The organism is Embleya sp. NPDC001921, from assembly GCF_053594475.1.
This window is the reverse complement of record NZ_JBSFEO010000057.1, coordinates 1-13,450: the sequence shown is the minus strand read 5'-3', so window position 1 is coordinate 13,450 and position 13,450 is coordinate 1. Positions and strand designations below refer to the sequence as shown.

Here is a 13,450-nt window from a genome sequence, read left to right as displayed (position 1 = left end):
GCCCGCTCTCATCGACTCTTAAGACTCGTCTCACCCGCCGCACAGCCCCGCCCGCAACCGTGTCGTGCATGAGCCCCGCCCGCGAAGGAACGCACCGCGCGGCACGCCGCCGCCGATCCGTCCTCACTCCCCTGGCGGTGGTCCTCGCCTGTGCGACCCTGCTGTGGATGGTCGTCTCCGGCAACCGCGCGGAGCCGACCTCGTTCAGCCCCGCGCCGACCGCGAGTTCGGCCGCGGACCCGCCGGCGGTACCGCCCGAGAGCACGGAGCCCACGTTGCCGTCGACCGACGCCCCCACCGACGTCGCCCGAGGCGCCGACCGGCAACCCGCCGTCGGCCCGACCGCCGCGACCGCCCTCGCCGCCGCCCTGCCCGAAATCGCCGGCAACCTGTCGGTGGCCATCCTCGACCCGGCCGGCGGCGAACCGGTCGGCTACAACACCGACCGGTCCTACGTCACCGCGAGCATCGTCAAGGTGGACATCCTGGCCGCGCTCCTCCTCCGGACCCAACAGGAGCACCGCGCCCTCACCACCGCCGAACGGGCCACCGCCGCCGCCATGATCGAGCACAGTGACAACGACGCCGCCGACACCCTGTGGTCCGCGATCGGCGGCGCCGCCGGCCTCCGCACCGCCAACACCACCCTGGGCCTCACCGAGACCGAACCGACCGGCCTGTCCTGGGGCCTGACCCGGACCACCGCCACCGACCAGGTCCGCCTGCTCGACGCGATCACCGCGATCGACTCCCCGCTCGACGCCGGCTCCCGCGCCTACCTGGCCGACCTGATGACCTCCGTCGAGGACGGCCAGACCTGGGGCGTGGCCACCGCCGCCGACCGCGACACCACCCCGGCCCTGAAGAACGGCTGGCTCCCCCGCGACGCCACCGGCCTGTGGGTGATCAACAGCATCGGCCACATCACCCACGCCGGCCGGCCGCTCCTGATCGCCGTCCTCTCCGACGACCAGCCCTCCATGCCCACCGGCATCACCCAACTCGAAGCAGTGGCGCAAGCCGCCGTCCCGGCCGTGGTGGCCGCCGCGAACTGAGCCCGACCCGCCTCCCCTCCGCCGCCGCCCCGCCCCCGACGGGACCCGCGCCTCACGCGTCCCGCCGCAGGAAGCGCCAGGTGCCCAGGGCCAGGGCCAGGGCGGCGTAGCCGGCGAGGACCGTGAGGCCGGGCCAGGGGGCGATCGGGAGGTGGTTCAGGTCGCGCGTGGTCTGGATGGCCAGGCCCGCCGTCATCGGGGTGATCCGCTCCAGGCGGCGGTGCCAGTCCGGGTCGGCGATCGCCTGGACCAGGAGCGGGAGGATGTAGAGCAGGGTCAGCAGCACCGCGACCGCGCCGGTCGTGTCCCGCAGCACGAACGCGACGCCCAGCGCCAGCAGCGCGATCAGCACCAGGTAGAGCACCGTGCCGCCGGCCGCGCGCAGCGTCGGCCCGTCGGTCGCGGACAGCGCGGGATAGCCGTGCTCGGGGGTGAAGCCGTTGCCGTCCAGGATCACCCGCCCCGCCGACAGCGACCCGAGCACGCCGATCGTGCCCGCCGCCGCGACCATCGCCACGAGCAACATCGCCTTGCTGCCCAACAACACGATCCGGCGCGGGAGGGCGGCCAGCGACGTGTGGATCATCCCGGTGCCGTACTCGTTGCCGATCATCGACACCGCGAGCAGGACGACCGCGATCTGGCCGACCCGAACACCGGTCAGACTGTCCTTGGTGGTGTCCTCGAAGCACCCGGCCGGCGTCGCGCAGGCCGAGGCGTGCATGGCCGACGTGGTCAGTACGCTCACCGCCACCGTGGCCACGACCAGTGCGCACAGCAGCCAACCGGTCGAGCGCACGGTGCGCAGCTTGGTCCACTCGGCGAGCGCGGCGTTCCTCATGCGTCCCGCTCCCGCAGCCGCCACGCGGCGAGCGCCAGCGCCACCGCGGTGTACGCGCACAACACGCCCAGCCCGGCCCACGGTGCGATCGCGGTGTCGTACCGGTCGAAGGTGCGCTGGATGGCGAATCCGGCAGAGGGGGTGAGTCGTTCGAGCCACGCCCCGGTGGACACCGGCAGGCCGCTGCCCACGATGCGCGGGATCAGCAGCAGCGCGAGCACGAGAGTGATCGCGGGCGCGCCTCGGCGCAGGATCGCGCCGACCGCCAGCGCGAACATCGCGGCGACCGCGAGCAGCACGGCCGTACCGATCAGCGCGCGCAGCACGTTCGGATCGGACAGCCCGACCGGGATGCGGTTCTTCGAGCGCTCCACCGGTCCCGTGGCCAGGAACGCGCCGAACGCGCCGACCAGTCCGGCGACGAACGTGGCCGCGCCGACCACGATGGCCTTGGCCGCGAGCACCCGCCCTCGGCGGGGGGTGGCGGCGAACGTGGTGCGGATCGTGTCCCGGTGGAACTCGGCGGTGATCGAGACCACGCCGAGCGCGACCACGGCGATCAGCGCGATCAGCACGCCGCCGAGGATCGTCTGCGTGGCGTCCTCGCCGAACCGGTCCGGGCCGATGTCGCCCATGCCGATCACCGTGAAGGTGCCGTCCACCTCGGTGAAGCCGGGCGGCGGCCCGGCGTCCGGCCCCTCCGTCGCCGGTCCCGCGGACGCGCCCGCCCCGCCCGGTCCGGCCCGGTTCTGCCAGGTCCCGGCGGGCTGTTGCGGCTGCGCCGGCTTCAGGCTGACGTGGTCGAAGGTGGCCTTGCCGGTGGTGCTCTGCGAGGAGATGCCCTCGCTGCCGAACGCGCGCTCGACCTTCACCGCGTCCGGCGACGAGACGAACAGCCCGATCCGAGCGGTCCGCGGCAGATCCTCCAGGTCGACCCGGCCGACCCGACGCCACCCGGCACCGTCGCTCGACTCGTACGCGGTGATCGTGTCACCGGCCCGAACCAGCTTGAGCCAGCGCGGCACCGGACCGCCGCCGCCCGCCTTGTCGCTGTCGTATCCGCTGTGCAGGCGGACCCCGTGGTCGGGCGTGACCACCACCGCCGCGTACGCCGCGCCGAACGCGTCGCTCGCCCGGATCATCAGGCCCGCCTTGGCCCGCCCGGCACTGCGCTCCTGCGTGCTCACCCGGGCGACCAGCTCGCCGTCGCCGGCCAGCTCGCGCTCGACGAACTGGCCGCCGTCGGCGAAGTGGTCGGCCGGCTTGACCTTCTGCCCGCCGCCGCCCGACACGTCCTTGACACCGGTCCCGCCCGCGATCAGCAGGCCGACCAGCACGGTCAGCACGGCCGCCGCGGTCAGTGTGAGCAGCCATCGGCGCACCGACCTGAGCTTGGTCCACTCGGCGCGCAGCAGCCCACCGAAGCCGTCCCGGCCGCCGGTGAGCGGGCTTCGGTACGGCGTCGTGGTCGTGGCGTCCGCCATCATCGCTCCCCGGCGTCGGTCGCGGCGCGGAAGTCGACCGCGTCCCGGGTGAGTTCCATGTAGGCCTCCTCCAGCGAGGCGCGGTGCTCGGCGATCCCGGAGAACGGCACGCCGTGCTCGGTGAGCAGCCCGATGATCCGCTCCGCGTCCAGGCCGGTGACGGTCAGTGCCTCGCGCTCGGTGGCCGCGACGGTCGCGCCGACCCGGGTCAGCACGGTCATCGCCTCGCGGCGCCGCGCGGTGCGCAGCACGATCCGGCCACCCGACGCGGCGGCGAGCAGTTCGCCGATGCTCGTGTCGGCGATCAGCCGGCCTCGGCCGATCACCACGAGGTGGTCGGCGCTGTCCTCCAGTTCGCTCATCAGGTGGCTGGAGACCAGCACCGCGCGGCCCTCCGCGGCCAGCGCGCGCAGCAGCCCGCGGATCCACATCACGCCCTCGGGGTCGAGGCCGTTGACCGGTTCGTCGAGCATCAGCATCGGCGGATCGCCGAGCAGCGCGCCGGCTATGCCCAGGCGTTGCCGCATGCCGAGCGAGAAGCCGCCCGCGGGCCGACGCGCCGCCGACGCGAGGCCGACGCTCTCCAGGACGTCGTCCACCCGGCGCGCGGGCAGGCCGTTGGAGTGCGCCATCCACAACAGGTGGTCGCGGGCCGGGCGGGCCGGGTGCACCGCCGCCGCGTCCAGCAGCGAACCCAGGTGCCGCAGTGGCGTGCGCAGCGTGCGGTAGTGCCTGCCGCCGACCAGCGCGGAGCCTTCGTCGGGTCGGTCCAGGCCGACGATCATCCGCATGGTCGTGGACTTGCCGGCGCCGTTGGGTCCGACGAAGCCGGTGACCTGGCCGGGCGCGACGGTGAACGAGAGGTCGTCCACGGCGGTCTGCGGACCGTAGCGTTTGCGCAGGCCGCGAACTTCGATGGTTGCTTCCATACCCCGGAGGCTATGAATTCGGCCGGGTCCGGCACATCACGCGGGCGAGCCAAACCGGGTTCCCCGCGTGGGGGGAGGCCCACCGCACGCCTCCCCGGCGCGGGGGAGGCGGATTCCCCGGCCCGGGGGAAGCCGACCGCGTGGCCCGCCCGGGACAATGACGCCATGAAGCACAGCGATCCGGTCCCCGGCCGCGTCCTCGACCTCGGTCGTCGACGCGGAGAGCCGTGGTGGCACCCCTTCGGCGCGGGGGTGGCGCTCGGCTTGTTCTCGCTGCCGGAGACGGTGGTCCGCACCGCGCCGCGCTCCGACGAGGCGGCGGGCATGTTGTCGGTGGCGCTGATCCTGGCCCTGTGCGCGACGGTGCCGTTGGTCCTGATGTGGCGCCGGCCGGTGACGGTGGCCGTGACGGTGACGGTGGCGGTCGTTCCCGTCGGGGTGCTCTACGGGGGTGTTCCGATCGCCGCGACGATCGCGGTGGTGATCGCGTGGGCGGCGCTGACGCTCGCCCGGGTGCGCGGCGCCCGCACCCGCAACGCCGAGCGGGACGCCTCGCGGCACGCCATCGAGAGCACCCTGCTGGAGTTCACCGCGCGCGGTGAACGGGCCAGGATCGCCCGGGAGTTGCACGACGTGGTCGCCCACCACATCTCGATGATCTCGGTACAGGCGGAGACCGCCCGGCTGGCCACGCCGGGGATGCCGAAGGAGGGCGCCGAGCGGCTGCTCGCGATCGGCGACACGGCCCGCACCGCGCTGACCGAGATGCGCCGCCTGCTGGGGGTGCTGCGCGAGGACGCCGGCGCCGAGCCGACCCGCCGACCGCAGCCGGGCCTCCAGGAGCTCCTGGAGTTGATCGACGAGTCCCGGGACTTCGCCGGCGCGGGCGTGCGGCTGATCGTGCGCGGGCGGATCGCCGTGCTCGATCCGGGTGTCGAGTTGGCGGCCTACCGCATCGTCCAGGAGTCGTTGACCAACGCGCGCCGGCACGCGCCCGGAGCCGCCGTCGACGTGCTGCTCGACTACTCCGACGATGATCTGCTGCTGGTGCGGGTCCGCGACAACGGCCCGGGGCCGCGCGCCGGCGCCGGTCCGGGCGGGCACGGCCTGCTGGGGATGCGCGAGCGCGCCGCCAGCGTGGGCGGCGAGCTGCGCACCCGGAACCCGCCGATGGGCGGATTCGTGGTCGAGGCGACCTTGCCGGCCGGCCGGGTGGCCGGCACCGCGGGCATACCCGCCGGGGGGCTCGCAGCCGCGGGAGGGGTCGGATGAGCGGGCCGGCGGCGTTGCGGATCGTGGTGGCCGACGACCAGGAGGTGGTTCGGGCCGGTTTCGCCGCACTGCTGGACACCCAACCGGACTTCACCGTGGTCGGTACCGCCGCCGACGGCGCGGAGGCGATCCGCCGCTGCCGCGAGCAGCGCCCCGACGTCGTGGTGATGGACGTGCGGATGCCGGTCATGGACGGCATCGAGGCCACCCGGCGGATCCGCGCGAACACCGTCGAGGACGAGCCGCCCCGGATCCTGATGTTGACCACCTTCGACCTCGACGAGCACGTCTACGACGCGCTGGTCGCGGGTGCCGGCGGCTTTCTGATCAAGGACGTGACCGCCGAGCGCCTCTTCGACGCGGTGCGTGTGGTGGCCGCCGGCGAGGCGCTGCTCGCGCCGAGCGTGACCCGCCGGCTGATCGGCGAGTTCACCCGGCTGCGTCCGCGCCCGGCCCCGCCCGGTCTGGCCGACCTCACCCCTCGCGAGGTCGACGTCCTGCGGCTGGTCGCCGAGGGCCTGTCGAACGCGGAGATCGCCGGCCGTCTGGTGGTCGGCGAGGAGACGGTCAAGTCGCACGTGAGCCGGGTGTTGCGCCGACTGGGCCTGCGCGACCGGGTCCAGGCCGTGGTCATCGCGTACGAGTCGGGCCTGGTCGTACCGCGCTCCGGCGGCCGATGAGCGAACCGGCCCCGGAGCCGCCCGGCTCCACCAGGCTCCGCGGCCGGTGACCTGCGGGCGCACGTCGGCGAGTCCGCGTGCGGGTCCGGGGCCGCCCGGGAGATCATCGGGGGATGAACACGACAGTGCACCTGGCCCAGCAGGCCGAGGCGGACGAATTGCTCGGGCGCAGTGCGTTGGCGGCGCTGGTCGGCATGCTCCTGGATCAGCAGATCCCGATGGAATGGGCCTTCGCCGGCCCGTACACGATCGCCCGGCGCCTGGGCCGCACCGATCTGGACGCGCACGAGATCGCCGCGTACGAGCCGGACGCGTTCGCCGAACTCCTGTCCACCAAGCCCGCCGTGCACCGCTATCCCGGGTCGATGGCGCACCGCGTGCAGCAGTTGTGCCAGTACCTGGTCGAGAACTACGACGGCGAGGCGAGCGCGGTGTGGGCCGACGCGGACACCGGTGCCGAGTTGCTCAAGCGGCTGCAGGCGTTGCCCGGCTTCGGGAAGCAGAAGGCGCAGATCTTCCTGGCCCTGCTCGGCAAGCAGTACGGCGTGACCCCGAAGGGCTGGCGCGAGGCGGCCGGCGGCTACGGCGAGGCCGGCTCGCACCGGTCGGTCGCGGACATCACCGGCCCCGAATCGCTGGCCAAGGTCCGCGCGCACAAGCAGGAGGCCAAGCGCGCGGCCAAGGCCGCCAAGGCGGCGAAGGACTCCTGACCGCCCGCCCGCGCGCGATCAGTTCACCCGCGTGGCCTGCCCTGTCGCCTCGGCTGTCGACGCGGGTGCCGACGCGGGAGTCGACGCGGGTGCCGAGGCACCCGGTGCCGCCGGCGCGGTCCGCCCGGATCGGGGCAGGAACAGCGCGGCCGTCGCGGTCAGCAGGGTCGCCGCGCCGAGAATGGCCCAGGCCTGGTCGTACCCCTCCAGGGTGGCCGGGGCGCCCACGGCCGCGACGAACACCGCGACACCGAGCGCCGCGCCCACCTGGCGCAGCATGGTGATCACGCCCGAACCGGTGGCGAAGCGATCCGGGGTCAGTGCGCCGGTCGCGGTGGCGATCAGGGTCGGCAGGATCAGGCCGACGCCGATGCCGGTGAGGATCGAGCCGGGCAGCAGATCGCTCGCGTAGTGCGCGTGCGGTTCGAGCCGCACGATCCACCAGCCCAGTCCCGCGCTGAACGACAAGCCGCCGACCACGACCAGCGCGCCCGGCCCGAAGCGGGACACGTAACGGCCCGCCAGGATGCTCACGAACGGCACACACAGGGGTCCGGGCACGGTGCCGAATCCGGTGCGCAACGCGCTCCAGCCCCACACGGTCTGCATCCACATCGTCGACGAGAACAACATTCCGGCGAACGCGACACCGAACAGGATGTTGGCGATTCCCGAGACGGCATAGGTGCGGTTGCGCACCAGGGCCCCCTCGACCACCGGCCGCGGATGGCGTCCATTGCGCAGCAGGAAGCCGGCCACGAGCACCGCGGTGGCCACCCACACGCCCACCGCACGGCCGGAGAGCCATCCCCAGTCGGGCGCACGCACCACGCCCAGGGACAACGCGCCGATCGCCGCGGTCAGCAGCACGGCGCCGAGCAGGTCCGGCAGCGGACCCCGGTCGGTGGGCGCCGTATCGGGCAGTCGGCGCACGCCGAGCACCAGGGTGAGTACACCGATCGGCAGGTTGACCACGAAGACCCAGCGCCAGCCGGGTTCGAGCAGCAGCCCGCCCAGGATCGGCCCGAGGGCGGCGGCGAGCCCGCCGATCGCGGCCCACGCGCGGATCACCGAGCCGCGCCGCTCCGGCGGGTACGAGGAGAGCAGCAGACCCAGTGACGCGGGCGTCAGCAGCGCGGCACCGACCGCCTGGGCGAGTCGCGCGATCACCAGCACCGCGAGCGTGGGCGAGGCGGCGCACAGCGCGGATGCCGCGGTGAACACCGCGATGCCGGCCAGAAAGGCGCGCCGGTGGCCCATCCGGTCGGACAACCGGCCGCCGGGCACCAGCAGCGCGGCGTAGACGACGGTGTACGCGTTGAGCACCCAGGACAGGTCGGCGAGCGAGGCGCCGGACCAGCTCTCGGCCAGCGAGGGCATCGCCACATTGACGATGAACAGGTCGAGATTGACGAGTACGACGCCCGCGCAGACCAGGACTGCGGCGAGCGCGCGCGGCGGGTGATCCGGTTCGGTGTCGGCCATGACGACTGCCCTCCCAGGTGGGTTCCACAACTGAGTTCTATGACGAAACTCAACGTAGGGCTCGTCAGTTCTATAATGCAACTCAATGAGTTCCATGAAAGGACTCACCGGCTAGGATGGAGCCATGCGTCGGAAGAGTTTCCAGGAGATGGCCTGCTCGGTCGCCCAGTTCCTCGAGGTGGCCGGGGAGTGGTGGACGATGCTGATCGTGCGGGACGCCTTCCTGGGCGTGGCCCGCTTCGACGACTTCCACGAGCGGCTCGGCATCTCCCGCAACGTGCTCACCCAGCGGCTGGAACACCTGGTCGAGCACGGCGTGCTGACCCGGGAGGCGTATCAGGACAAGCCCGCGCGCTACGACTATCGGCTGACCGACAAGGGCCGCACCATGTGGCCGGTCCTGAACGCGATGCGCCAGTGGGGCGACCAGTGGGCCGCGCCCGACGGCCCGCCGCTGATCGTCACCCACAGCGCGTGCGGCCAACCGGCCACCGCGGTACACGTCTGCTCACACTGCGGCGACCCGCTGACCTCGCGCGATCTGCGCGCCTCCGCGGGCCCGGGCGCCCGGGACGGCCTGCTGGAGGGCCTGTCCCCCAAGGCCGCGCCCACGGCGTGACCCGCACCGTCCGCACGAGCCCCGCCGGGTGACCCCCGACGCGCGCGCGTACCCCGTGTGGCCCGACCGGCGTTGCGGGCCGACCGGGCCGACATCGTTCGCGAGGATCAGAGCGTCGGCTCGGCCGGCGGCGCGGTCGGAAGCACGGTGAAACCGAGCTTGGTCAACGCCCGGGAAACCTCCGCGGCGCTGAAGTCGCGCGGAAGTTGGCCCGTGATCACCGAGCCCACCTGCTTGACCGGATAGGTACGGCGCCCGATACGGACCGATTCGCCGGTGATCGGGTCGGGCTTGACCCCGCTCATGGCGCGCTCCACCTCGTTCATCTGCAGGTGGAAGGACTGGCCAGCGATCGTGCAGCGCATATTGCCTCAGCAAAGGAAGGGGTGAGTGCTACCGGTGTGGCAAGTCTTGCGCAGTCCCGGCCGCAAGCACAGTCCATGACCGCCGTCCGGGGGCCGGCCGGGTAATGCGGGGTGATATGTCACATCGTGTCGCCTCGGGTTCGAGCCCTGTACACCCATCCGGCAAAAGCGGAATGCCTCGTTCCACCGCAGACAACCCGCACCATCGTCTGTCACCCTGCTCCGGGCAGTGACCAACCGTCGACCATCCGGAGTTACCCTCGGGGAGGACGAACGTGAACAGGCTCCCGAACGCGCCCGTCACCACAAAGGTCGCGTCCACACCGCTAAAGGTCGCGTCGACACCGTTGTGGGCGGAGTTCGGCCGCACCTTGCGGACCCGGCGCCGCCTCGCCGGAATGACGCAGCAGCAACTCGGTCTGCGCGTCGGCTACCACCACAGCCTGATCAGCAAGCTGGAGGCCGGTCTGCGCGAACCGCCCGCCGGCCTACCGCGCCGACTCGACGATCTCCTGGACACCGGCGGGGACCTGTCCGCGCTGCTGACGAGCCGATCGATCCCGACGCCGGCCCTGCACCGCACCCACTTCTCGGTGATCCCCGGCGGCGAGGCGCCCGCGGGCCTCGCACCGCTGGCCGACCGGTTCTGGCCCGATCGGCTGCCGTACCACGGGCTGCCCTGCCCGCTGCACGGCAAGGACGGCTGTCACGAGTGCGAGGTCCCGCCGTACGCCGACGCGCTCACCATCCTGGGCGACATCGACGGGAACAACCCCGCCGGCGTGGACCCCGACGTCGTCCACGTACTCACCGCCCTGCTCGGCGGCTACACCCAGGCCGGTCTGCACGGCGGCGCCACCACCGGGCTGGTCGGCTCGGTCGAGTACGTGCTGCGCCGGATCGTCAGTTGGGCCGAGTCGCTCAACGCGCACGGCCGCTCGCCGCACGCGCAGTTGCGGTTGGCCGCCGACTACGCCCAGCTCGCCGGTCGCTTCCGGATGCAGCAGGGGCAGAGCGTGATCGGCATGGCCTGGTACGACCGCGGCCTCAACTGGGCGGACGTGTGCGAGAGTCCCGGCGCCCGCGCGTCGTTGCTCGGCGACGTGTGCTCGCTGGCCCGCCTCGACGGTGACGCGGCGGCGGCGCTGGCCTACGCCCGCGCGCTGGAGGCGGTGGACACCGGCCGGGCCTGGATCACCACGTTGGCCCAGCTCTATCAGGCTCGCGGACACGCGCTCGGCGGTGACATCGGCGAGTGTCGCCGGCACATCACCACCGCGCATCGACACGTCAGTCGTTTCGACGAACGCGACCGGGCCGAGGCGCCGTGGCTGACCGGACTTGCCGGCCGGTTGCGGATGGAGGCCACCATCGGCGGCGCGCTGCGCGACCTGGCCGCGCGCACCGGCGACCTGGCCTCGGCCCGATCCGCGGTGCAGTCGGTCCAGGCGGCGCTCGACCTGCTGCCGATGCCGATGCGACCGGCTCGGGTGCTGCTCACCGTGCGCTTGGCCGACGCGCTCGCGTGCGCCGGGCAGCCGGACGCGGCGGTGCTCGCCGCCGCGCCGGTGGTGCACGAGGCAGCCGGCCTGGGCACCGCGACCACAAATCGGGAACTACTGGGCCTGCGCCGACGTCTGACCCAGCATTGGAGCGATCTGCCCGAGGTCCGCGACCTGTTGGAGCAGATGCCTGGTCAATGAGCGGCGGTCGGCCGAAACCCCCGGTCCTCGAACGGCCCCGGAGCCGTCTTCGAGGCCCGAACGACCGCCCGATCGGTTGACCCGGCACTCCCGCGACTCCCGGGGCCTGCTTGGTGTTTGCCAGAATTTGCCGGCCGTTGCCGATCGCTTCACCGCATCCCCACACCCGTGTGAGTGTTTCGCTCGCTCGGGCACGAACCCGGCCTGCACGGTCGCCCGCGTCGCTCACGAGGCGTACGCGGCGCAAGCCGGCGACGTGGTCGAGGCACGCCTTCCACCCAAGGAGCCTCGATGAATCGCAGAACGACCACGGCCGGGACCGTCCTGGCCATGCTCGCCGGCTTGGCGATCGGCGCGGCCGGACCCACGGCCGCCGCCGACCCGTCCCCTCCCCCCGCCAACTCCCAGGCACTCGCGGTATCCGCCGCCGACCGGGCGGCCGCCAGCGGCCTGGACAGTCTTGCCAAGGGGCCCGACGAGCAGTACGAACGCCAGGTCGTGACCCCGTGGGTCAACGACCTGTACTCGGTCGCGTACCAGCGCACCTACCGCGGCCTCCCGGTCGTCGGCGGGGACGCCGTGGTGCTGGCCGACGGAAAGGGCCGGGTGCGGGCGACCCAGTCCTCCACCGGAACGCAGGTGTCGGTCACCACCCAACCGACCATCACCGCCGGTGCCGCGGAATCAACCTCCAAGGCCCAACTCGCGGTCGTGGACAAGGTCGACTCGCACCGCCTGGTGGTCCGGGTCAAGGACGACAAGAGCGCGCTCGCCTGGGAAACCGTGCTGGTCGGTCGTACCGCCACCGCGCCCAGCAGGCTGCACGTGTTCGTCGACGCCGGCACCGGAGCGGTGCTCGACAGCTACGACGACGTCCGCGCCGGCAGCGGCAACAGCCAGTGGAACGGGCCGAACCCGCTCACCATCGACACCACCGGCTCGGGCAGTTCCTTCTCGCTGCGCGACCCGAGCCGGCCCGGCCTGTCCTGTGCGGACTACAGCACCGGCCAGGTCTTCACGAAGTCCACCGACTCGTGGGGCAACGGCCAGGCCACCAGCAAGGAGACAAGCTGCGTCGACGCCATGTGGGGCGCGCAGAAGGAATGGAACATGCTCCGCGACTGGCTCGGTCGCAACGGGCACAACGGCAACGGCGGAAGCTGGCCGATCAAGGTCGGCCTGAACGAACTCAACGCCTACTGGGACGGCTCGACCGTCACCATCGGCCGCAACCAGCAGAACCAGTGGATCTCGTCGATGGACGTCATCGGCCACGAATTCGGCCACGGCATCGACCAGTTCACCCCCGGCGGCGCGGGCAGCGAGGCCGGACTCGGCGAAGGCACCGGCGACATCTTCGGCGCACTCACCGAGGCGTACGCCAACGAGCCCTCCCCCTACGACGTCCCCGACTACACCGTCGGCGAGACCGTCAACCTGGTCGGCCAGGGCCCGATCCGCTACATGCACAAGCCCTCCACCAACGGCGACCCCGACTGCTACAGCTCCTCCATCCCCAGCACCGAGGTCCACAAGGCCGCCGGCCCCCTGAACCACTGGTTCTACCTCCTCGCCGAGGGCACCAGCCCCGGCGGCGGCAAGCCCAACAGCCCCACCTGCAACAACACCACCCTCACCGGGGTCGGCATCCAGCAGGCGGGCAAGATCTTCTACGGCGGCATGCTCCTCAAGACCAGCGGCATGACCTACAAGAAATACCGCACCACAACCCTGACTTCGGCCAAGACCCTCGACCCCACCTGCGCCCTGTTCGCCAAGACCAAGGCCGCGTGGGACGCCGTCAGTCTGCCGGCGCAGCCGAACGACCCCACCTGCAACGTGAATCCGGGTCCCGACTTCTCCATCGCCGTCAGTCCGACCAGCGGAAGCGTGGCGCCCGGTGGCACCGCGACCACGACGGTGACCACCAGCGTGACCCAGGGCGCGGCGCAGAACATCACCCTGACGGCGGGTCCGCTGCCGTCCGGCGTGACCGCGTCCTTCAACCCGGCGACCGTGCAGGCCGGTGGCACCTCGGTGTTGACCCTGACGGCGAGCGCCTCGGCACCATCGAGCACCACCGCGATCACCGTGACGGGTACGGGCACCAGCGTCACGCACACCGCGCAGTACAACCTGACCGTCTCCAGCGGACCCACCAACCCGATTGACCCGCCGGACATCAGCGTGGCCAACGTGCAGGCGCACCTGGCCCAGTTCGGCACGATCGCCTCGCAGAACGGCGGCAACCGCCGCTCGGGCACCGGCGGTTACACCGCGTCGCTGGCATACGTCAAGGGCAAGCTC

General features: G+C 72.4%; 12 protein-coding genes. 7 read left to right on the top strand and 5 right to left on the bottom strand.

Annotation, left to right across the window (positions count from 1 at the left end):
* The first annotated feature begins 68 nt into the window (after positions 1-68).
* Positions 69-1,055, top strand: coding sequence for a serine hydrolase (locus tag ACWCPW_RS43640; protein WP_449767181.1), 987 nt, complete (start codon positions 69-71; stop codon positions 1,053-1,055).
* Positions 1,056-1,107: 52 nt separating this feature from the next.
* Here ACWCPW_RS43640 and ACWCPW_RS43635 read toward each other — a convergent pair whose 3' ends face one another.
* The 3 genes from ACWCPW_RS43635 to ACWCPW_RS43625 are packed head-to-tail and all read right to left on the bottom strand — an operon-like array spanning position 1,108 to position 4,309.
* A complete protein-coding gene (locus ACWCPW_RS43635) occupies positions 1,108-1,896 on the bottom strand; it encodes an ABC transporter permease (RefSeq protein WP_449767180.1) in 789 nt (262 codons plus the stop codon).
* Complete coding sequence (locus ACWCPW_RS43630) at positions 1,893-3,380, bottom strand: ABC transporter permease subunit (protein WP_449767179.1); 1,488 nt, start codon at positions 3,378-3,380, stop codon at positions 1,893-1,895. Before ACWCPW_RS43630 ends, ACWCPW_RS43635 begins: the two co-directional genes overlap by 4 nt.
* A complete protein-coding gene (locus ACWCPW_RS43625; RefSeq protein WP_406294512.1) occupies positions 3,380-4,309 on the bottom strand; it encodes an ABC transporter ATP-binding protein in 930 nt (309 codons plus the stop codon). The genes ACWCPW_RS43630 and ACWCPW_RS43625 overlap by 1 nt, the downstream gene beginning before the upstream one ends.
* Positions 4,310-4,474: 165 nt before the next feature.
* Between ACWCPW_RS43625 and ACWCPW_RS43620 the strand changes: the two genes are divergently transcribed.
* From ACWCPW_RS43620 to ACWCPW_RS43610, 3 genes are all read left to right on the top strand, one after another.
* A complete protein-coding gene (locus ACWCPW_RS43620; protein WP_449767178.1) occupies positions 4,475-5,581 on the top strand; it encodes a sensor histidine kinase in 1,107 nt (368 codons plus the stop codon).
* Positions 5,578-6,261 carry a response regulator gene (locus tag ACWCPW_RS43615; RefSeq protein ID WP_449767177.1) on the top strand — a complete coding sequence of 228 codons (684 nt, stop codon included), beginning with the start codon at positions 5,578-5,580 and terminating at the stop codon, positions 6,259-6,261. The genes ACWCPW_RS43620 and ACWCPW_RS43615 overlap by 4 nt, the downstream gene beginning before the upstream one ends.
* Positions 6,262-6,374: 113 nt before the next feature.
* The gene (locus ACWCPW_RS43610) at positions 6,375-6,971 is read left to right on the top strand and encodes an HhH-GPD-type base excision DNA repair protein (protein ID WP_449767176.1); all 597 of its coding nucleotides are present in this window, start codon (positions 6,375-6,377) and stop codon (positions 6,969-6,971) included.
* Between the two features lie 18 nt (positions 6,972-6,989).
* On the opposite strand, the gene ACWCPW_RS43605 is transcribed toward ACWCPW_RS43610, so the two are convergent.
* Positions 6,990-8,456 (bottom strand): DHA2 family efflux MFS transporter permease subunit, encoded by a 1,467-nt coding sequence (locus ACWCPW_RS43605; RefSeq protein WP_449767175.1) that lies wholly within the window; start codon positions 8,454-8,456, stop codon positions 6,990-6,992.
* Positions 8,457-8,580: 124 nt separating this feature from the next.
* Here ACWCPW_RS43605 and ACWCPW_RS43600 point away from each other — a divergent pair, with 124 nt between their 5' ends.
* A complete protein-coding gene (locus ACWCPW_RS43600; RefSeq protein WP_449767174.1) occupies positions 8,581-9,075 on the top strand; it encodes a winged helix-turn-helix transcriptional regulator in 495 nt (164 codons plus the stop codon).
* 107 nt (positions 9,076-9,182) lie between these two features.
* Here ACWCPW_RS43600 and ACWCPW_RS43595 read toward each other — a convergent pair whose 3' ends face one another.
* Entirely contained in the window at positions 9,183-9,440 is a 258-nt protein-coding gene (locus ACWCPW_RS43595) for an SCO5918 family protein (RefSeq protein ID WP_449767173.1), read from the bottom strand.
* A 275-nt stretch (positions 9,441-9,715) separates the two neighbouring features.
* On the opposite strand from ACWCPW_RS43595, the gene ACWCPW_RS43590 reads away from it, so the two are divergent.
* Together ACWCPW_RS43590 and ACWCPW_RS43585 are read left to right on the top strand one after the other, a co-directional pair.
* A complete protein-coding gene (locus ACWCPW_RS43590; RefSeq protein ID WP_449767172.1) occupies positions 9,716-11,143 on the top strand; it encodes a helix-turn-helix domain-containing protein in 1,428 nt (475 codons plus the stop codon).
* A gap of 291 nt (positions 11,144-11,434) precedes the next feature.
* Positions 11,435-13,450 (top strand): M4 family metallopeptidase (locus ACWCPW_RS43585; RefSeq protein ID WP_449767171.1); only part of this gene is annotated, 2,016 nt, incomplete at its 3' end.

Bases quoted from the DNA above. Each gene is read 5' to 3' on its own strand.
- ACWCPW_RS43640 (WP_449767181.1), top strand. From the start codon at position 69: ATGAGCCCCGCCCGCGAAGGAACGCACCGCGCGGCACGCCGCCGCCGA.
- ACWCPW_RS43635 (WP_449767180.1), bottom strand. From the start codon at position 1,896: ATGAGGAACGCCGCGCTCGCCGAGTGGACCAAGCTGCGCACCGTGCGC.
- ACWCPW_RS43630 (WP_449767179.1), bottom strand. From the start codon at position 3,380: ATGGCGGACGCCACGACCACGACGCCGTACCGAAGCCCGCTCACCGGC.
- ACWCPW_RS43625 (WP_406294512.1), bottom strand. From the start codon at position 4,309: ATGGAAGCAACCATCGAAGTTCGCGGCCTGCGCAAACGCTACGGTCCG.
- ACWCPW_RS43620 (WP_449767178.1), top strand. From the start codon at position 4,475: ATGAAGCACAGCGATCCGGTCCCCGGCCGCGTCCTCGACCTCGGTCGT.
- ACWCPW_RS43615 (WP_449767177.1), top strand. From the start codon at position 5,578: ATGAGCGGGCCGGCGGCGTTGCGGATCGTGGTGGCCGACGACCAGGAG.
- ACWCPW_RS43610 (WP_449767176.1), top strand. From the start codon at position 6,375: ATGAACACGACAGTGCACCTGGCCCAGCAGGCCGAGGCGGACGAATTG.
- ACWCPW_RS43605 (WP_449767175.1), bottom strand. From the start codon at position 8,456: ATGGCCGACACCGAACCGGATCACCCGCCGCGCGCGCTCGCCGCAGTC.
- ACWCPW_RS43600 (WP_449767174.1), top strand. From the start codon at position 8,581: ATGCGTCGGAAGAGTTTCCAGGAGATGGCCTGCTCGGTCGCCCAGTTC.
- ACWCPW_RS43595 (WP_449767173.1), bottom strand. From the start codon at position 9,440: ATGCGCTGCACGATCGCTGGCCAGTCCTTCCACCTGCAGATGAACGAG.